Here is a 19,164-nt window from a genome sequence, read left to right as displayed (position 1 = left end):
ATCCATCGTTGTTGAAGGATATTTCTGAGCGTGGGGCCACGACACTACGTGGTCCTCAATGAACGAGCCCTCAGTGCTTGATCATCACATGCCGCACGCAGGTGTAATCCTCCAGCCCGTGCATCGACATGTCCTTCCCATACCCTGAATGCTTCTGCCCGCCGTGGGGCATTTCGCTGACCAGCATGAAGTGGGTATTCACCCACGTGCAGCCATATTGCAGCCGCGCCGCCAGGCGGTGGGCGCGGCCGGTGTCGCGGGTCCACACGGATGAGGCAAGCCCGTAGTTGGAGTCGTTGGCCCATGCCAACGCCTGCGCCTCGTCAGTAAAGCGGGTGACCGACACCACTGGGCCAAACACCTCATGGCGCACGATCTCGTCATCCTGCTGGGCATCGGCCAGCACCGTTGGCTCGAAAAAGAAGCCATCCCCGGCAACGACCTTGCCGCCCGTGACCAGGCGAATGTGCGGCTGCGCGATGGCGCGCTGTACCAGGCCTGCCACCTTGTCGCGGTGCTGGGCGCTGATCAGCGGGCCCAGCTCTGTACCCTCCGCGTCCTGCAGACCCTGCTTGAGGCTGGCCACCGCCGCACCCAGGCGTTCGACGAAACGCTCGTAGATACCGTCCTGCACATACAGGCGGCAGGCTGCGGTGCAGTCCTGGCCGGCATTGTAGAAGCCGAACGTGCGGATGCCGTCGATGGCGGCGTCGATGTCGGCATCGTCGAACACCAGCACCGGGGCTTTGCCGCCCAGCTCCATATGGGTGCGTTTTACGCTGTCGGCGGTGGCACCGATGATGTGAGCCCCGGTGGCGATCGAGCCCGTCAGCGAAACCATGCGCACCAGCGGGTGAGTGACCAGCGGATTGCCCACCGTCTGGCCGCGGCCAAACACAATGTTCAGCACCCCCGGTGGCAGCAGCGTCTTGGCCAGCTCACCCAGGCGCAAGGCCGTAAGCGGGGTCAGTTCCGATGGCTTGATCACCACGGTGTTACCCGCAGCGAGTGCGGGGGCGACCTTCCAGGCCAGCATCATCAACGGGTAGTTCCACGGCGCGATCGAGGCCACCACCCCCAGTGGGTCCCGGCGGATCATCGACGTGTGGCCCGGCAAATACTCGCCGGCAGCCAGGCCACCCAGGCAGCGCGCAGCGCCGGCAAAATAGCGGAATACGTCGGCAATCGCGGGGATCTCGTCGTTGCGGGCAGCGCCCAGCGGTTTGCCGCAGTTTTGCGATTCCAGCCCGGCCAACTCGTCACCGTTGGCCTCGATGGTATCTGCCAGTGCCAGCAGGGCCTGCGCGCGGTCCTTGGGGCAGGCCTGCGACCAACTGTCGAAAGCCTGATGCGCAGCACGCACCGCGCTATCCACCTGGGCTTCGCTGGCTTCCTGGATCTGCGCCAGGGCTGTGCCCTTGGCAGGGTCCAGCACGGTACAGGCCGGGCCTTCGCCGGCAACCAGCTGGCCATTGATCAGCATCTGGGTTTGCATGGGGGTTCCTCCAGGTTCATTTGCCGCTGCCCGCTACGGCGTCGCCGCCCCGGGTCAGGTAGTAGGCGCCAAGAATGGGCAGCATGGTCACCAGCATCACCAGCATGGCAACCACGTTGGTCACGGGTACGTCACGTGGGCGGCTGAGCTGGTTCAATAGCCAGATGGGCAGGGTCCGCTCATGGCCCGCGGTGAAGGTAGTCACGATGATTTCGTCGAACGACAGGGCAAAGGCCAGCATGCCGCCTGCCAGCAGCGCGGAGCCCAGGTTGGGCAGGATGATGTAGCGGAACGTCTGCCAACCGTCCGCGCCCAGGTCCATCGAGGCTTCTATCAGGCTTTGCGAGGTGCGCCGCAGGCGCGCGATCACGTTGTTGTAGACGATCACCACGCAGAAGGTGGCGTGGCCGACCACGATGGTGAACACACCCGGTTCGATACCCAGGCTGCGGAACGCCGAAAGCAAGGCGATGCCGGTGATGATGCCGGGCAGGGCGATAGGGAGTATCAGCACCAGCGAAAGGCTTTCCTTGCCTAAAAAGCTGCGCCGGTACAGCGCCGCCGAAGCCAGCGTGCCCAGCACCAGCGCAATCAGCGTGGCCAGGCAGGCCACCTGCAGGGAGAGGCTGATTGCATCCAGCACGTCGGGCCTGGCCAGCGCCACGGTGAACCACTTCAGGGTCAGGCCCCGGGGCGGAAAGCTGAACGCTGCATCTTCGGTATTGAAGGCGTACAGCAGAATGATCAGGATGGGAAAGTGCAGGAACAGTAGCCCGCCCCAAGCGGCCAGGCGCAGGCCCCAGGGCGCCTTGTCAGAGTGCATCGAAGGCCCCCATGCGCTTGACCACAGCGAGGTAGAGGGCGATCAGCACAATGGGCACCAGGGTGAACGCCGCAGCCATGGGCATGTTGCCGATGGCACCCTGCTGGGCATAGACCATGCTGCCGATGAAGTAGCCGGGCGGGCCCACCAGCTGTGGCACGATGAAGTCGCCGAGGGTGAGCGAGAAGGTGAAGATCGAGCCGGCGGCGATGCCGGGTATCGACAGCGGCAGGGTCACCTGCATGAACGTTTGCAGCGGCTTTGCCCCCAGGTCGGCCGAGGCTTGCAGCAGCGACGGCGGCAGGCGCTCCAGCGCAGCCTGGATCGGCAGGATCATGAATGGCAGCCAGATATAGACGAACACCAGAAAACGCCCCAGGTGGGACGTGGACAACGTGCTGCCACCTACCCCCGGAATGCCCAGGATGGCCTGCAGCAGGCCGTCCAGTGCCAACTGCTGGGTGAACCACTGGGCCACACCGCCCTTGGCCAGCAGCAGGGTCCATGCGTAGGTCTTGACGATATAGCTGGCCCACATGGGCATCATCACTGCAATGTAGAAAAACGCCTTGGTCTTGCCGCGGGTGTAGCGGGCCATGTAATAGGCAATGGGGAAGGCCAGCACCGCACTTGCCAGTGATACGGCGACCGCCATGGTCACTGTGCGCACGATGATGTCGAAGTTGGACGGGTTGAACAGCGCTGCGAAATTGGCCAGGGTCAGCGTGGGCGTCACTGCCATGGTGAAGTCATCGAACGTGTAGAAACCTTGCCACAGCAGGTTCAGCAGCGAGCCCAGGTAGATGGCACCGAACCACCCCAGGGGCGTAACCAGCAGCAGCGCCAGGTACAGGTTGGGGCGCTGGTACAGCACGTTGGACAAGGTGCGCAGTGGGGTCATGTCAGTACGCCTCGGTGTCCTGCAGCTGGGTCATGGCCTCTTGCGGCCAGTGCGCTTGCACGCGTTGCCCCGGCTGCCAAGCCTGGGGCATGGCCTGCCAGCTGTCATTGGCCTGGCTGACCGCCAGCAGCTGGCCGCTGTCCAGCTGTACTTCGAAGCGCGTGGCACTGCCCTGGTACTGGATATCGCGCAACAAGCCTTCGACCTGAACATGGCGGCTGTCGGGTCCGGCGGCGCCCAGGCGTATGTGTTCGGGGCGGATGGAGAAGGGCGCAGGGCTGCCGCTGAGGGCTTCGGCCAGCGCGCCACGCACCACGTTGGAGGTGCCGACGAAGGACGCCACGAAGGGGGTGGCCGGGTTCAGGTAGAGGTTGCGCGGCGTGTCCACCTGTTCGATACGGCCACGGTTGAACACCGCCACCCGGTCGGACATCGACAGCGCCTCGGTCTGGTCATGGGTCACGAACACGAAGGTGATGCCCAGTTGTCGTTGCAGGTTCTTCAGCTCCACCTGCATCTGTTCACGCAGCTTGAGGTCCAGCGCCCCCAGCGGCTCATCCAGCAGCAGCACCCGTGGGCGGTTGACCAGCGCCCTGGCCAGCGCCACCCGCTGGCGTTGGCCGCCCGACAGCTGGGCAGGCTTGCGTGCGCCGTAGCCGGCCAGGGCGACCATGGCCAGGGCGTTTTCGGCACGGCTATGGCGCTCGGCCTTGGGCGTGCCCTTTACCTTCAGGCCGTAGGCCACGTTGTCCAGCACGTTCATGTGCGGGAACAGGGCGTAGTCCTGGAAAACCGTATTGACGTCTCGCTGGTACGGCGGAACGCCAGCGGCCTCCAGCCCATGGATACGGATGGAGCCGCTGCTGGGCTGTTCGAAGCCCGCTATCAACCGCAGGCACGTGGTCTTGCCAGAGCCCGAGGGCCCGAGCAGGGAGAAAAATTCCCCTTCGGCGATGTCGATGCTGACCTGGTCGACTGCCTTGACCTCGCCAAAGGTGCGGGAAACCTGAGTGAACTGGACGGCTAGGGGCATGAGTGGGCTCCCGGCATCAATGTTTCCTGCGCTGTCCCCTTCGCGGTTTTACCCGCGAAAAGGCCGGCACAGGCATTCAGAAAACCTCAGCGTCCGCCCATGATCGCGATGTAGTCCTGGGTCCAGCGGCTGTAGGGCACGAACTTGCCGCCCTGTGCCTGTGGGGTTTTCCAGAAGGCAATCTTGTCGAAGTTATCGAAACCATTGGTCTTGCAGCCTTCAGCGCCCAGCAGCTGGCTGCCGGTGCAGGCGGCCGGTACGGCGGGTAAGGAGCCGAACCAGGCGGCCACATCGCCCTGCACCTTGGGTTGCAGTGACCAGTCCATCCACTGGTAGGCGCAGTTGGGGTGCTTGGCTTCGGCGTGCAGCATGGTGGTGTCCGCCCAGCCGGTCGCACCCTCCTTGGGAATCGTCGAGGCGACTGGCTGGTTGTCGGCTTTCAGGCCGTTGACCATGTAGCCCCATGAGCTTGAGGCGACCACGCCTTCGTTCTTCACGTCGCTCATCTGCACCGTGGCGTCATGCCAGTAACGATGCACCAGCGGATGCTGCTGGCGCAGCAGCTCCAGCACCGCCTGGTACTGCGGTTCGGTGAGTTCGTAGGGGTCGGCGATGCCCAGTTCGGGCCTGGCTGATTTCAGGTACAGCGCGGCATCGGCGATGTAGATAGGCCCGTCGTAAGCTTGCACGCGGCCTTTGTTGGGCTTGCCGTCAGGCAGGTCCTGCGGGACGAACACCACCCCCCAGGTAGTGGGCGGCTGGGGGAAAACACGGGTGTCGTAGAGCAGCACGTTGGGGCCCCACTGATAGGGTGTGCCATAGACCTGCTTGTCGACCACGTACCAGCCACCGTTCTGCAAGCGCGGGTCGATGAGCTTCCAGTTGGCAATCAGTGAGGTATTGATCGGCTGCACCCGCTTGCCGGCAATCAGGCGCAGCGAGGCATCACCCGAAGCGGTCACCAGGTCATAACCGCCCTTGGTCATCAGGCTGACCATTTCGTCCGAGGTGGCGGCGGTCTTGACGCTGACCTTGCACCCGGTCTGCTGCTCGAAGCCGGTTACCCAGTCGTAGGCCTTGTCGCTTTCACCGCGCTCGATGTAGCCAGGCCAGGCGACGATGTCCAGGCGCCCTTCGCCCGGGCCCAGCGCCTTGAGCGGTTCGCCGGCCTGCAGGCCGGCGCTGGCGAGCAGGGCTATAGACAAGGCGCCGAGCCATGCGGTCTTGTGCACTGACATGGTATTCCCTCTTGTGGAGTTCTTGTTCGGGAGGTGCTGGCGATATCGAGTCTAGTTGGCTTTTTGCCGGTCAATGCAACATCCGGATGCAAATCCGCTGTGGCGAGTTGTAGGGCAAGTCTTACTCTGGCTGTTCATTTCCTTTATGTGGAGACGCACCGATGAATACTCGGGGCCTGCTGGATCAACTGCTCAAATCGGGTCAGCAACTGCTCGAAAAACAGGCGGGCGGTGGTAAGCCTGGGGCTGGCGCCGGTGGCCTGGGCGGGCTGCTGTCGGGCGCCGGTGGCGGGTTGCTGGGCGGGGGCGCGCTGGGGGTACTGCTGGGCAGCAAGAAGGCCCGCAAGTTCGGTGGCAAGGCCCTGACCTACGGTGGCCTGGCGGCACTCGGAGTGCTGGCGTACAAAGCCTACGGCAACTGGCAGGCCAGCCAGCAGGGTGCTGCGGTGCAGCCGCAGACCGTAGACCGTGTACCACCCGCTGAAGTGGAGCAGCACAGCCAGGCGGTGTTGCGGGCGCTGGTGGCAGCCGCCAAGTCCGACGGCCACGTGGACGACCGGGAGCGGGCGCTGATCGAAGGCGAGTTCACCCGCCTGGACAATGACGGCCAGTTGCAGCAATGGCTGCATGCGGAACTGAACAAGCCGCTGGACCCGGCAGAAGTGGCCAGCGCCGCACAAACGCCGGAAATAGCCGCAGAAATGTACCTGGCCAGCCTGATGATGGTCGACCAGGAGAACTTCATGGAGCGCGCCTACCTTGACGAGCTGGCTCGCCGTCTGGGCCTGCAGCCGGGGCTGCGCGAAGAGCTTGAAAAGCAGGCCCGGCAGGCTGCCGCTCAGGCCTAGGCAACACGGCCGCCTCAGTGAGGTGGCATTTTGCGGCCACTGCCCGCATTTGAGCCGCAAAACTGTAGGGCGCCTGGGCTATACTTCGACGATTTTTCCCGCTCGTAGTGAATTCCTGAGGGCTGAATGTGAAGAACTGGACGTTGCGCCAACGGATCCTGGCAAGCTTTGCCGTGATCATCACCATCATGCTGTTGATGATCGTGGCAGCCTACTCGCGGTTGGTGACCATCGAGACTGCCGAGGAAGCGGTGGGCACCAACAACATTCCAGGCGTCTACTACAGCTCGATGATCCGCAGTGCGTGGGTGGACAGTTATGTCACCAGCCAGCAGCTGGTGGGGCTTTCCGACCGCCGCGAGCTGTCTTCGGCCGACCTCGAGCTGTTCAAAAGCTTTGAAGACCGGCTCAAGCAGCACATGGCCAGCTACCAGAGCACCATCCGTAGCGGTGAGGACCAGGCGCGCTTCGAGGCCTTCGTCCAGCTGGAGCAGACCTACGTCGGTGAAATCGGCCAGGTGCTCGATGCTTACCGCCAGCGCAACTACCCCGAGGCCCAACGCCTGATCACCGACGTCCTGACCCCGACGTGGGTAGAGGGTCGCAAGCACCTGAACGAAGTGATCGAACAGAACCGCTTGTCTGCCGATGCGGCGACACGCGAGATCGTCGGCGCCGTGGCCACCGCCAAAGGTAGCATGCTGGTGTCGCTGTTGATGGCCATTGCGGCCGCCGGCATTTGTGGCTGGCTGCTGCTGCGTGCGATCACCGCCCCCATGAAACAGATCGTCACCGCCCTGGACAAGCTGCGCTCGGGTGACCTGAGCATGCGCCTGAACCTGGCGCGCAAGGACGAATTCGGCGCCATCGAAGGCGGCTTCAACGAGATGGCGGAATCGCTGGCCAACCTTGTCGCCCAGGCTCAGCGCTCTTCGGTGCAGGTCACCACGTCGGTAACCGAAATCGCTGCCACCTCCAAACAGCAGCAGGCCACGGCCACCGAGACGGCCGCCACTACCACCGAGATTGGTGCCACGTCCCGTGAAATTGCCGCCACTTCGCGGGACCTGGTGCGCACCATGACCGAGGTGACCTCCGCCGCCGACCAGGCATCGAGCCTGGCCGGCTCCGGCCAGCAGGGGCTGGCGCGCATGGAAGACACCATGCACCAGGTAATGGGGGCGGCCGACCTGGTCAACGCCAAGCTGGGCATTCTCAACGAGAAGGCCAGCAACATCACGCAGATGGTGGTGACTATCGTCAAGGTGGCCGACCAGACCAACCTGCTGTCGCTCAACGCCGCTATCGAAGCGGAAAAAGCCGGTGAATACGGCCGTGGTTTTGCGGTGGTAGCGACCGAGGTCCGGCGCTTGGCCGACCAGACGGCCGTTGCCACCTATGACATCGAACAGATGGTGCGCGAGATCCAGTCGGCAGTGTCGGCTGGGGTCATGGGCATGGACAAGTTCTCCGAAGAAGTGCGCCGCGGCATGTTCGAAGTGCAGCAGGTAGGTGAGCAGCTCAGCCAGATCATTCACCAGGTGCAGGCCCTGGCACCCCGCGTGCTGATGGTCAACGAGGGCATGCAGGCCCAGGCCACGGGCGCCGAGCAGATCAACCAGGCACTGGCCCAGTTGAGCGATGCCAGCACCCAGACGGTGGAATCGCTGCGCCAGGCCAGCTTTGCCATCGATGAGCTGAGCCAGGTGGCTGCCGGCCTGCGCGGCGGCGTATCGCGCTTCAAAGTCTGACCGCGATGATCGACATGCAACCGCGCGCGGCGCAGGCGGACCACGACAAGGGTACGTTGTATTTGCTGTTTCACATCGATGACCAGCGTTTTGCCCTGAACGTGCATGAAGTGGTCGAGGTACTGCCGCGCCTGCCGCTCAAACCGGTGCTGCACGCGCCAGCCTGGGTCGCCGGCATTCTTGCCCACCGCGGGCGGCTGGTGCCGGTGGTCGACCTGACCGCCCTGTGCATCGGCCGGCCTGCCGTTCAGCGCACCAGCACCCGCCTGGTACTGGTGCACTACCGTGCCGGCCTGCAGCTTGGCCTGGTGCTCGAGCACGCTACCGAAACCTTGCGTTGCCACCCTGGCGAGTTCAAACCCTATGGCGTACACAATGCGCCAGCGCCCTACCTTGGCCCGGTCCGCCAGGATGACCAGGGCATGCTGCAGCGCATCGAGGTCGGTGACCTGCTGCCTGAAACCGTGCACCAGTTGCTGTACGTGGATGAGCCAAGCGGGGCGTCGACATGAACGAGCAACACTTCTTCAACTTCCTGCGCGAACGTATTGGCCTGGACGTGGACTCGGTGGGGGCGCCGATGGTTGAGCGAGCCCTGCGCCAACGGTGCAGTGCACTGCAGGCCAACGGGCTGGATGACTACTGGCTGCGCTTGCAGCAGTCGCACGACGAGCAACAGGCGCTGATCGAAGCGGTGATCGTGCCGGAAACCTGGTTTTTCCGTTATCCGGACTCTTTCACCGCCCTGGCCAGCCTGGCCCATAAACGCCTGGCCGAGCTTGCCGGCGCACGGCCCCTGCGGTTGCTGAGCCTGCCCTGTTCCACGGGTGAAGAACCCTACTCGCTGGCAATGGCGCTGATCGATGCCGGTATGGCGCCGCCGTCATTTTTGATCGACGGCATGGACATCAGCCCTATTTCGGTGGCCAAAGCCAACCAGGCGACCTATGGGCGCAATGCCTTCCGGGGCAACAACCTGGGCTTTCGCGAGCGACACTTCGAAGCCCTTGAGGATGGCCACCGCCTGAACGAGCGCGTACGCCAGCGGGTAAGCCTGCAGGTAGGCAATGTGCTGGACCCCGCGTTGGCCAGCCGCGACGGGCTATACGACTTTGTTTTCTGCCGCAACCTGCTGATCTACTTCGACGTGCCGACCCAGCAGCGGGTATTCGAAACCCTCAAGCGCCTGCTGCACCCCCAGGGCGTGCTGTTCATCGGCCCCGCTGAAGGCAGCCTGCTGGCGCGCATGGGCATGCGCCCCTTGGGCATACCCCAGTCCTTTGCTTACGTGCGCCAGGAAGAAACCCTCCCGGCGCTGCCGTCCATCGCTGATGGAAAAAGCGCGCGGAGCCTTCCCGTGCCCCCTCGCAGCCCCTCGGCGCTGTACATGCCCGGTAAGTCGCCGCCCTCGACGCCCCTGCCTCGCCCGCTGCGTGCAGCCGTCGCTGGCGCGCCAGCACGCTCCCCTCAGGACGAAGCCAGTACAGGTACCGAACGCGAGTTGCTGGCCAATATCGCCCGCTGCGCCAACGCCGGCGACAGCCAGCAGGCCCGCAGCGAATGCCAGCGTTACCTGCGTCAGTTCGCCCCAAGCGCACAGGTGTATTACTGGCTGGGGCTGCTCAGTGACACCGAAGGCGATGCGCCGCAAGCCCTGACGCATTATCGCAAGGCCCTGTACCTGCAACCCCAGCACCCAGAGGCCTTGGTGCATCTGGCCGCGCTGCTGGCCGCCCAGGGTGACCTGGCCGGCGCCAGGCGCCTGCAGGACCGCGCCGTGCGTGCGGGTCGGGAGCCTGGCCAATGAACAACGAGTCCTCGATCAACCTGCTCGCTGAAACCGATGTCACCATTGATGATTGCTGGAACCGCATTGGTGTGCACGGTAACAAGCAGTGCCCGCTGCTGCCGCGGCACATTCACTGCCGCAACTGCGAAGTGCACGCTGCTGCGGCGACACGCTTGCTGGACCGCTACGCACTGCTGCAAGACCGTGAGGCTGCCCAGCCTGCCCCTGCTGAAGGCTGTGCCGGCCGGTCCATGCTGCTGTTTCGCCTGGGCGATGAATGGCTGGCATTGCCAACCGCCTGCCTGGCTGAAGTTGCGCCCCTGCAAGCCATTCACTCGCTGCCCCATCAGCGTTCACGGGTGCTGTTGGGGGTGGCCAACGTGCGTGGTGCCCTGGTGCCCTGCCTCTCGCTGGCCGAGTTGCTGGGGGCATCGGCGGGTGCGGGCGAGCAGCGCGGTAGCCGGGCTACTCCGCGCATGCTGACGCTGGCGGCAGACGGCGGGCCGGTGGTGATGGCCGTCGAAGAGATCGACGGCATTCACCGGCTCGACCCTGGCCTGCTGGGCAGCGCCCAGGACGCCGTGCGCTTCACGGCTGCGGTATTGCAGTGGCGGGGGCGCAGCGTGCGTGTGCTGGACGAACAACAATTACTGTCTGCGGTGCAGCGGAGCCTTTCATGACCCCAGAGCAAATGCGCGATGCATCGTTGCTCGAACTCTTCAGCCTGGAGGCCGATGCCCAGACGCAGGTGCTGAGCGCTGGCCTGATGGCCCTGGAACGCAACCCCACCCAGGCTGACCAGCTCGAAGCTTGCATGCGCGCCGCCCACTCCCTGAAGGGCGCGGCGCGTATCGTCGGGGTGGATGCCGGCGTCAGCGTTGCCCACGTGATGGAGGATTGCCTGGTCGCTGCCCAGGAAGGCCGCTTGCGCCTTACCGCCGAGCATATCGACGCCTTGCTGCAGGGCACTGACCTGCTGATGCGCATCGCCACGCCTGGCGATGCCGGGGCGCAGGGCAGCGTACCGGGCTTCCTGGCGCAGATGGCCGCGTTGCTGGACCCGGGGGCTGCGCTGCCGGTGGCGGCGGTTGCACCGGTTACGCCGCCCCCTGAACCACCGCCTGCGCCACTGGCTGTGGCCATGGAGCCGCCGGTGCCCGAAGTCGCCCCGCGGCGCAAAGCCGGGCGGCGTGAAGGTGAGGGCGCAGAGCGGGTGCTGCGGGTAACCGCCGACCGGCTCAACAGCCTGCTTGATCTGTCCAGCAAGTCGCTGGTGGAAACCCAGCGGCTCAAGCCTTACCTGGCCACCCTGCAACGCCTCAAGCGCCTGCATGGCCAGGGCATGCAGGCCCTCGACGGCCTGCGCCTGCAACTGGAAGCCAGCGGCCTGGGCAGCGAGGTACTCGACGCCCTGGCGCAGACCCAACGCGTGCTGGGCGAAACCCAGCAGACCCTGCGCGAGCAGGCAGCGGACCTGGATGAGTTCGGCTGGCAGGCCAGCCAGCGCGCGCAACTGCTGTACGACAACGCCCTGGCCTGCCGCATGCGCCCATTTGCCGATGTGCTGGCCGGCCAGAGCCGCATGGTCCGCGACCTGGGCCGCTCGCTCGGCAAGCCGGTGCGCCTGGTGGTGGAGGGCGAGAAAACCCAGGTAGACCGTGATGTGCTGGAAAAGCTCGAGGCACCGCTGACCCACTTGCTGCGCAATGCCGTGGACCACGGCATTGAATCGCCCGAACGCCGCCTGCTGCTGGGCAAGCCCGAGGAAGGTTTGATTCGCCTGCGCGCCTCACACCATGCCGGCATGCTCAGCCTGGAACTGCTGGACGACGGTGCCGGCATCGACCTGGACCGCCTGCGCGCCAGTATCGTCGAGCGGGCCTTGTCTCCGGTTGAAACCGTGCTGCGCATGAGCGACGACGAATTGCTCACGTTCCTGTTCCTGCCCGGCTTCAGCCTGCGTGACAAAGTTACGGAGGTGTCTGGCCGTGGGGTCGGGCTGGACGCCGTGCAGCATATGGTCCGTGAGCTGCGTGGCGCCATCGAGCTGACCCAGACTGCGGGGCAGGGCTGTCGTTTCCACCTGCAGGTGCCCCAGACCTTGTCGGTCGTACGCAGCCTGGTGGTAGAGGTAGGCGGCGAAGCGTACGCCTTCCCGCTGGCCCACATCGAACATGCGCTGGAAGTGACCGCCGAGGAGATCGTGCAGATCGAGGGCCGGCAGCATTTCTGGCACGAAGGCCGACACGTTGGCCTGGTCGCGGCCAGCCAATTGCTCAACCGCCCGCCGGCCCAGGCCGACCAGGGCAGCTTGCGCGTGGTGGTGATCCGCGAGCGTGAACAGCTCTACGGGGTGGCGGTGGAGCGCCTGATTGGCGAGCGGGTGCTGGTGGTGATGCCGCTGGACCCGCGCCTGGGCAAGGTGCAGGACATTTCTTCGGGCGCTCTGCTGGACGATGGTTCAGTGGTGCTGATCGTGGACGTCGAAGACTTGTTGCGCTCCGTGGACAAGCTGCTGAGCACCGGCAGCCTCGAACGGGTCGAACGCGGTAGCGGCGGGGCGGCAGGGGTGGCTCGCAAGCGTATTCTGGTGGTGGACGATTCGCTGACCGTGCGCGGGCTGCAGCGCAAGCTGCTGGGCAATCGCGGCTATGATGTCGACGTGGCGGTGGACGGCATGGACGGCTGGAATGCGCTGCGTGGCGACGACTTCGACCTGCTGATCACCGATATCGACATGCCGCGCATGGACGGTATCGAGCTGGTCACCCTGGTGCGGCGTGACCAGCGCCTGCAGTCGTTGCCGGTGATGGTGGTGTCGTACAAGGACCGCGAGGAAGACCGACGGCGTGGTCTGGATGCCGGGGCCGACTACTATTTGGCTAAGGCCAGTTTCCACGACGATGCGTTGCTGGATGCTGTGGTCGAGCTGATTGGAGGTGCTCAGGGATGAAGATCGCCATCGTCAATGACATGCCCCTGGCCGTTGAGGCCTTGCGCCGGGCGATCGCCCTGGAGCCTGCCCACGAAGTGGTCTGGGTGGCCAGCAACGGTGCCGAAGCTGTCCAGCACTGTGCCGAGCGCCTCCCCGACCTGATCTTGATGGACCTGATCATGCCGGTGATGGATGGCGTGGAGGCAACCCGGCGGATCATGGCCGACACCCCCTGTGCCATCGTCATCGTCACGGTCGACCGTAAACAGAATGTGCACCGGGTATTCGAGGCCATGGGCCACGGCGCGCTGGATGTGGTGGACACGCCAGCGCTGGGCGCTGGGGACGCGCGCGAGGCGGCAGCACCGCTGTTGCGCAAGATCCTCAACATCAGTTGGCTGATCGGCCAGCAGCGCCCGCCTGCACCGCGGCACGTAGCCGCACCGCTGCGCGAAGTGTCCCAGCGCCGCGGCCTGGTGGCCATTGGCTCCTCAGCCGGTGGGCCGGCTGCCCTCGAGGTGCTGCTCAAAGGCTTGCCGCCGGCGTTTCCGGCCGCCATCGTGCTGGTTCAGCACGTGGACCAGGTGTTTGCTGCAGGCATGGCCGAATGGCTCAGCAGCGCGGCCGGGCTGCACGTGCGGCTGGCACGCGAAGGCGAGCCACCGCAGCCCGGTGAAGTGCTGTTGGCCGGCACGAACCACCATCTGCGCCTGCTCCAGAACGGCCAACTGGCCTACACTGCCGAGCCGGTGAATGAAATCTATCGCCCTTCCATCGACGTGTTCTTCGAGAGCGTGGCGCGCTACTGGTCTGGGGATGCGGTGGGGGTACTGCTCACAGGTATGGGGCGCGACGGTGCGCAAGGTTTGAAAATGATGCGCCAGCAAGGGTTTCTGACCATCGCCCAGGACCAGGCAAGCAGTGCGGTCTATGGCATGCCCAAGGCTGCTGCGGCAATTGATGCCGCAGTGGAAATCCGCCCGCTCGAACGCATCGCCGGGCGCTTGATGGAAGTTTTCGCAAAATGACGAAGTGTATTGAATCACGCCGCCAGGCCGGCAGTGATCGGGTGAACAGGCATGAATGATTTACCGATCGAAGGTTTCGCGAGCACCGACGAGAATTCGGCGATGGTGCTGTTGGTGGACGATCAGGCAATGATCGGCGAGGCCGTGCGGCGGGGGTTGGCCAACGAGGACAATATCGACTTCCATTTCTGTGCCGACCCGCACCAGGCGGTGTTGCAGGCGATGCGGATCAAGCCCACGGTCATTCTGCAGGACCTGATCATGCCTGGCCTGGACGGGTTGACGCTGGTGCGCGAGTACCGCAGCAACCCGGCCACCCAGGACATTCCGATCATCGTCCTGTCGACCAAGGAAGACCCGTTGGTCAAGAGTGCTGCATTTGCCGCAGGCGCAAACGATTACCTGGTCAAGCTGCCAGACACCATCGAGCTGGTGGCGCGTATTCGCTACCACTCGCGCTCCTACCTCACGCTGCTTCAGCGTGACGAAGCCTACCGTGCCTTGCGTGTCAGCCAGCAGCAGCTGCTGGATTCGAACCTGATGCTGCAGCGGCTGATGAACTCTGACGGTTTGACCGGGCTGTCCAATCGCCGGCACTTCGATGAGTACCTTGAGCTGGAATGGCGCCGGGCCATGCGCGAGCAGCAACAGCTGTCGCTGCTGATGATCGACGTGGACTATTTCAAGGCCTTCAACGACAGCTTCGGCCACCTGGCAGGTGACGAGGCCTTGCGCCGGGTGGCCGAGGCCATTCGCAGTTCGTCGTCGCGCCCCAGCGACCTGCCGGCCCGCTATGGCGGCGAGGAATTTGCGCTGGTGCTGCCCAACACCTCACCGGGCGGTGCAAGGCTGGTTGCCGAGAAGCTGCGCCAGACGGTGCTGGCCCTGGGCATCCCCCACACCGCACCCGAGGCCGGCTCGCACCTGACCGTAAGCGTGGGCCTGGCCACCCAGGTACCGGCAATCGGCAGCCATTGCCGGCAGCTGATATCCGCCGCCGACAAAGGCCTTTACCAGGCCAAGAACGGCGGCCGCAACCAGGTTGGTATCGCCTGAACCCGCGCGCCTGTCCCCCGGTAGGCGCAACCAGACGCGCGATGCGCCGCAACCGCGGCGCGTGGCCCACCACCGCTACCCCGTTACGGCAAACCGCATACTCGGTTATACTCGCAGGCTTTTCACCGAATTCGCACGAGTAGCCCGCCCATGGAAATCCAACCGATCCTGAACACCATCAAGGACCTCACCGAGCGTTCCCAGTCCATTCGGGGGTATCTTTGACTACGATCACAAGCATGACCGCCTGATCGAAGTCAACCGCGAGCTGGAAGACCCCAACGTCTGGAACAAACCCGAGTACGCGCAGGCCCTGGGCCGCGAGCGTGCCATGCTGGCCCAGGTGGTGGAAACCCTGGACAAGATGGCCAACGGGCTGTCCGACTGCAAGGACCTGCTCGACATGGCCGTCGAGGAGGGTGACGAAGGCGCCGTGAGCGATGTCGAGACCGAGCTGCAGGCCCTGGAGGAATCCCTGGCGCAACTTGAGTTCCGTCGCATGTTCAGCGGCGAGATGGACATGAACAACGCCTACCTCGACATCCAGGCCGGTTCTGGCGGTACCGAGGCGCAGGACTGGGCCAACATCCTGCTGCGCATGTACCTGCGCTGGGCCGACAAACGTGGGTTCGACGCTACCATCATCGAGCTGTCCGAAGGTGAAGTGGCGGGCATCAAGGGCGCCACCGTGCATATCAAGGGCGAGTACGCGTTTGGCTGGTTGCGTACCGAAATCGGCGTGCACCGCCTGGTGCGCAAGAGCCCGTTCGACTCCGGCGCCCGTCGCCATACGTCGTTCTCGGCCGTGTTCGTGTCGCCGGAAATCGACGACAAGGTTGAAATCGAAATCAACCCGGCCGACCTGCGTGTCGACACCTATCGCTCGTCCGGCGCCGGCGGGCAGCACGTGAACACCACCGACTCGGCGGTGCGTATTACCCACGTGCCAACCAATACCGTGGTGGCCTGCCAGAACGAACGCTCCCAGCACGCCAACAAGGACACCGCCATGAAAATGCTGCGGGCCAAGTTGTACGAGCTGGAGATGCAGAAGCGCAACGCCGCCTCGCAAGCACTCGAGGACAGCAAGTCGGACATCGGCTGGGGGCACCAGATCCGCTCCTACGTGCTGGACGACTCGCGCATCAAGGACTTGCGCACCGGTGTCGAGCGCAGCGACTGCCAGAAGGTGCTCGATGGCGACCTCGACCAGTACCTCGAAGCCAGCCTCAAGCAGGGGCTGTAAGCCGAACACCACCGCCGCGATACCCGGCCACTGGCCGGGGTCGCGTGCCCTGCCCGACAAGGGCAACGAATACCTGATGGAAAGACTGACGACATGAGCGACCTGAAGACCGAATCGCAAGACCTGCAACAGGAAGAAAACGCCCTGATCGCCCTGCGCAAGGAAAAACTTGCCGCAGAGCGCGCCAAAGGCAATGCCTTCCCCAACGACTTCCGTCGCGACAGCTACTGCAACGACCTGCAGAAGCAGTACGTGGACAAGACCAAGGAAGAGCTGGAAGCAGCCGCGATCCCGGTCAAGGTAGCTGGCCGTATCATGCTCAACCGCGGCTCGTTCATGGTTATCCAGGACATGACCGGCCGTATCCAGGTCTACGTCAACCGCAAGACCCTGCCTGAGGAAACCCTGGCGGCGGTCAAGACCTGGGACCTGGGCGACATCATCAGCGCCGAGGGTACCCTGGCCCGCTCGGGCAAAGGTGACCTGTACGTCGAAATGACCAACGTGCGCCTGCTGACCAAGTCGCTGCGCCCGCTGCCAGACAAGCACCACGGCCTCACCGACACCGAGCAGCGCTACCGCCAGCGCTATGTCGACCTGATGGTCAACGAGGAAACCCGCCACACCTTCCGTGTGCGTTCCCAGGTGATCTCGCACATTCGCAAGTTCCTCATCGAGCGTGACTTCCTCGAGGTGGAAACGCCGATGCTGCAGACCATCCCCGGCGGTGCCGCCGCCAAGCCGTTCGAAACCCATCACAATGCCCTGGACATGGCCATGTTCCTGCGCATCGCGCCGGAGCTGTACCTCAAGCGCCTGGTGGTGGGTGGCTTCGAGAAGGTCTTCGAGATCAACCGCAACTTCCGCAACGAAGGTGTCTCGACCCGGCACAACCCCGAGTTCACCATGCTCGAGTTCTACCAGGCCTATGCCGACTACCGCGACAACATGGACCTCACTGAAGAGCTGTTCCGCGAGCTTGCGCAGCTGGTTCTGGGCAGTACCGATGTGCCGTACGGTGACAAGGTGTTCCACTTCGGTGAGCCGTTCGTTCGCTTGTCGGTGTTCGACTCGATCCTCAAGTACAACCCTGAGCTGACTGCAGCGGACTTGCAGGACGTGGACCGCGCCCGTGACATCGCCAAGAAGGCCGGCGCCAAAGTGCTGGGCCACGAGGGCCTGGGCAAATTGCAGGTCATGATTTTCGAAGAGTTGGTCGAGCACAAGCTGGAGCAGCCGCACTTCATCACCGAATACCCGTTCGAGGTGTCGCCGCTGGCACGCCGTAACGACCAGAACCCCGCCGTTACCGACCGCTTCGAGCTGTTCATTGGTGGCCGCGAGATTGCCAACGCCTACTCCGAGCTGAACGACGCCGAAGACCAGGCCGAGCGCTTCCTGGCCCAGGTGGCGGAAAAGGACGCCGGTGACGACGAAGCCATGCACTACGATGCCGACTTCGTGCGCGCGCTGGAGTACGGCATGCCGCCGACTGCAGGTGAGGGCATCGGTATCGACCGCCTGGTGATGCTGCTGACCAATTCGCCATCGATTCGTGACGTGATCCTGTTCCCGCACATGCGCCCGCAGGGCTGAGTCTGCTGCATACAGGTATGTCATTTGGGGCCGCTTTGCGGCCCCATTTGCGTTCTATGACGAGCCAACGGCATGTTCCCACCGAACATTTGGTATTGTCTGCGACACCCCAGTTCCCGAGGTTATCCCGTGACACCTGCCATGCCTGACCAGGGCGCCGCCGGCATCGCCACCGCCGTCGCCGAGAGCGTGCAATACCAAGGACGCAAAACTGCCCGCCTGGGCAGCGAACAGCGCCGTCAGCGCATCCTCGACGCTGCCATGCGCATCGTGGTGCGCGATGGCGTGCGCGGCGTGCGTCATCGCGCCGTCGCCGCAGAAGCCGGTGTGCCCCTATCGGCCACGACCTACTATTTCAAGGACATCGAAGACCTGCTCGCCGATTCTTTCGCCCAGTATGTCGAGCGCAGCGCCGCCTACATGGCCAAGCTGTGGGCCAACACCGAAGTGGTGCTGCGCCAGTTGCTCGCCCAGGGTGATGGCAGCCCGCAGGCACGCGCGCGGCTGGCCAACGAAGTGGCAGCCATGACCGCTGACTACGTGCAGCGCCAGTTGCTCAACCGGCGTGACTTTCTCATGGCCGAGCAGGGGTTTCGCCAAGAGGCGCTGCTGTGCCCCCGGCTGGCCGCGCTGGTGCGCGCCCACGAGCAGATCCTGCTGCACGGAACGCGGCAACTGCTGCAGGTTGTTGGCTCGCGCCAGCCCGAACAGGATGCGCAGATGTTGACGGCGATTATCGAGCAGATGGAATATCAGGGCCTGCTCAAGGGCGCTGATGCGCAAGCCGATGGGCAGATGCTCGCTATGCTTACCCGATACCTGCAACTGGTGCTGGCATCGGCCTGAGCATGGGTCGTCACTCAAGGAGAACCTGATGAAAGCCTGGCGTGTGGTGCTGTTGACGCTGTCATTCCTGATGCTGGGCGGTTGTCTGGTGACATTCCCACAGCCTTTGCCTGGTAACCAGGCGGCGCCCAAAGGGCTGCTGGGCAAGTGGCACAGCAAGGATGCCTGGGGTGAGCCATTGCAACTGGTGATCAGCCGCAGCGGTGCGGATGCCTACAAGGCGGTGGCCACAGCCAAGGGCAAGGCCCCCGAGGAGTACATCTTTACCGTGTCGCGCCACGGCAACCGCTGGTACCTGTCGGCCCGTGTGCCGCACACGCTGGGCGGCAACTTCGTCATCGGCGGCTTCGATATCGTCGATGGCAAACAATTGGTGGTCTATGACCTGGACCTCCAGCAGGTTCAGCAGGCCGTGGACAGCAAGGAGCTGAGCGGCCACAGCACCGAGGTGCCGCAGGATAATGGCGAGGGTGTGTTGGTCGACAGCCCGCCGGCCCGCGTGTTTGCCTACCTGGAGGACCCCGCCAATTCCGACCTGTTCGTGGAAGCCGCGCGGTTCCAGCGATCCGGCAAGTGACG

At 64.3% G+C, this 19,164-nt stretch carries 17 protein-coding genes; 12 read left to right on the top strand and 5 right to left on the bottom strand.

Going from position 1 to position 19,164, the window contains the following annotated elements; genetic code table 11:
- Nucleotides 1-70: 70 nt before the first annotated feature.
- The 5 genes from PPA02S_RS09300 to ydcS all read right to left on the bottom strand — a co-directional run bounded on the left by PPA02S_RS09300 (nt 71) and on the right by ydcS (nt 5,490).
- On the bottom strand, nt 71-1,495 hold the full coding sequence (locus tag PPA02S_RS09300) for a gamma-aminobutyraldehyde dehydrogenase (protein ID WP_028634859.1): 1,425 nt from the start codon (nt 1,493-1,495) through the stop codon (nt 71-73).
- Between the two features lie 16 nt (nt 1,496-1,511).
- Nucleotides 1,512-2,318 (bottom strand): ABC transporter permease, encoded by an 807-nt coding sequence (locus PPA02S_RS09295; RefSeq protein ID WP_028634860.1) that lies wholly within the window; start codon nt 2,316-2,318, stop codon nt 1,512-1,514.
- On the bottom strand, nt 2,308-3,219 hold the full coding sequence (locus tag PPA02S_RS09290; protein ID WP_028634861.1) for an ABC transporter permease: 912 nt from the start codon (nt 3,217-3,219) through the stop codon (nt 2,308-2,310). Before PPA02S_RS09290 ends, PPA02S_RS09295 begins: the two co-directional genes overlap by 11 nt.
- 1 nt (nt 3,220) lies before the next feature.
- On the bottom strand, nt 3,221-4,252 hold the full coding sequence (locus tag PPA02S_RS09285; protein ID WP_028634862.1) for an ABC transporter ATP-binding protein: 1,032 nt from the start codon (nt 4,250-4,252) through the stop codon (nt 3,221-3,223).
- 86 nt (nt 4,253-4,338) lie between these two features.
- A complete protein-coding gene (gene ydcS / locus PPA02S_RS09280) occupies nt 4,339-5,490 on the bottom strand; it encodes a putative ABC transporter substrate-binding protein YdcS (protein WP_028634863.1) in 1,152 nt (383 codons plus the stop codon).
- A 161-nt stretch (nt 5,491-5,651) separates the two neighbouring features.
- On the opposite strand from ydcS, the gene PPA02S_RS09275 reads away from it, so the two are divergent.
- The 12 genes from PPA02S_RS09275 (at nt 5,652) to PPA02S_RS09220 (ending at nt 19,162) form a co-directional block, all read left to right on the top strand.
- Complete coding sequence (locus PPA02S_RS09275) at nt 5,652-6,338, top strand: tellurite resistance TerB family protein (protein ID WP_028634864.1); 687 nt, start codon at nt 5,652-5,654, stop codon at nt 6,336-6,338.
- Between the two features lie 128 nt (nt 6,339-6,466).
- Complete coding sequence (locus PPA02S_RS09270; RefSeq protein ID WP_028634865.1) at nt 6,467-8,089, top strand: methyl-accepting chemotaxis protein; 1,623 nt, start codon at nt 6,467-6,469, stop codon at nt 8,087-8,089.
- 5 nt (nt 8,090-8,094) lie between these two features.
- Nucleotides 8,095-8,601 (top strand): chemotaxis protein CheW, encoded by a 507-nt coding sequence (locus PPA02S_RS09265; protein ID WP_028634866.1) that lies wholly within the window; start codon nt 8,095-8,097, stop codon nt 8,599-8,601.
- On the top strand, nt 8,598-9,896 hold the full coding sequence (locus tag PPA02S_RS09260) for a CheR family methyltransferase (RefSeq protein WP_028634867.1): 1,299 nt from the start codon (nt 8,598-8,600) through the stop codon (nt 9,894-9,896). Before PPA02S_RS09265 ends, PPA02S_RS09260 begins: the two co-directional genes overlap by 4 nt.
- Nucleotides 9,893-10,558 (top strand): chemotaxis protein CheW, encoded by a 666-nt coding sequence (locus tag PPA02S_RS09255; RefSeq protein ID WP_028634868.1) that lies wholly within the window; start codon nt 9,893-9,895, stop codon nt 10,556-10,558. The genes PPA02S_RS09260 and PPA02S_RS09255 overlap by 4 nt, the downstream gene beginning before the upstream one ends.
- Nucleotides 10,555-12,831 carry a hybrid sensor histidine kinase/response regulator gene (locus tag PPA02S_RS09250; protein WP_028634869.1) on the top strand — a complete coding sequence of 759 codons (2,277 nt, stop codon included), beginning with the start codon at nt 10,555-10,557 and terminating at the stop codon, nt 12,829-12,831. Before PPA02S_RS09255 ends, PPA02S_RS09250 begins: the two co-directional genes overlap by 4 nt.
- Nucleotides 12,828-13,841 (top strand): Wsp signal transduction system protein-glutamate methylesterase WspF, encoded by a 1,014-nt coding sequence (gene wspF / locus PPA02S_RS09245; protein WP_028634870.1) that lies wholly within the window; start codon nt 12,828-12,830, stop codon nt 13,839-13,841. Before PPA02S_RS09250 ends, wspF begins: the two co-directional genes overlap by 4 nt.
- 51 nt (nt 13,842-13,892) lie before the next feature.
- Nucleotides 13,893-14,897 carry a Wsp signal transduction system regulator diguanylate cyclase WspR gene (gene wspR / locus PPA02S_RS09240; RefSeq protein ID WP_028634871.1) on the top strand — a complete coding sequence of 335 codons (1,005 nt, stop codon included), beginning with the start codon at nt 13,893-13,895 and terminating at the stop codon, nt 14,895-14,897.
- A gap of 150 nt (nt 14,898-15,047) precedes the next feature.
- Nucleotides 15,048-16,143, top strand: a protein-coding gene (prfB, locus tag PPA02S_RS23010) for a peptide chain release factor 2 (RefSeq protein WP_154660095.1) whose coding sequence is annotated in 2 segments (ribosomal slippage) — nt 15,048-15,119 and nt 15,121-16,143 — 1,095 coding nt in all. Because the reading frame shifts where the segments join, the coding sequence is not laid out codon by codon here.
- A gap of 93 nt (nt 16,144-16,236) precedes the next feature.
- Nucleotides 16,237-17,739, top strand: a complete 1,503-nt coding sequence (gene lysS, locus PPA02S_RS09230; RefSeq protein WP_028634873.1) for a lysine--tRNA ligase — start codon at nt 16,237-16,239, stop codon at nt 17,737-17,739.
- Between the two features lie 141 nt (nt 17,740-17,880).
- Nucleotides 17,881-18,585 (top strand): TetR/AcrR family transcriptional regulator, encoded by a 705-nt coding sequence (locus PPA02S_RS09225; RefSeq protein WP_028634874.1) that lies wholly within the window; start codon nt 17,881-17,883, stop codon nt 18,583-18,585.
- Between the two features lie 28 nt (nt 18,586-18,613).
- Complete coding sequence (locus tag PPA02S_RS09220) at nt 18,614-19,162, top strand: hypothetical protein (protein ID WP_028634875.1); 549 nt, start codon at nt 18,614-18,616, stop codon at nt 19,160-19,162.
- Nucleotides 19,163-19,164 lie beyond the last annotated feature (2 nt).

This window comes from Pseudomonas parafulva NBRC 16636 = DSM 17004, assembly GCF_000730645.1.
GTDB classification, from domain to species: Bacteria; Pseudomonadota; Gammaproteobacteria; order Pseudomonadales; family Pseudomonadaceae; genus Aquipseudomonas; species Aquipseudomonas parafulva.
This window is presented reverse-complemented; position numbering and strand designations above follow the sequence as displayed.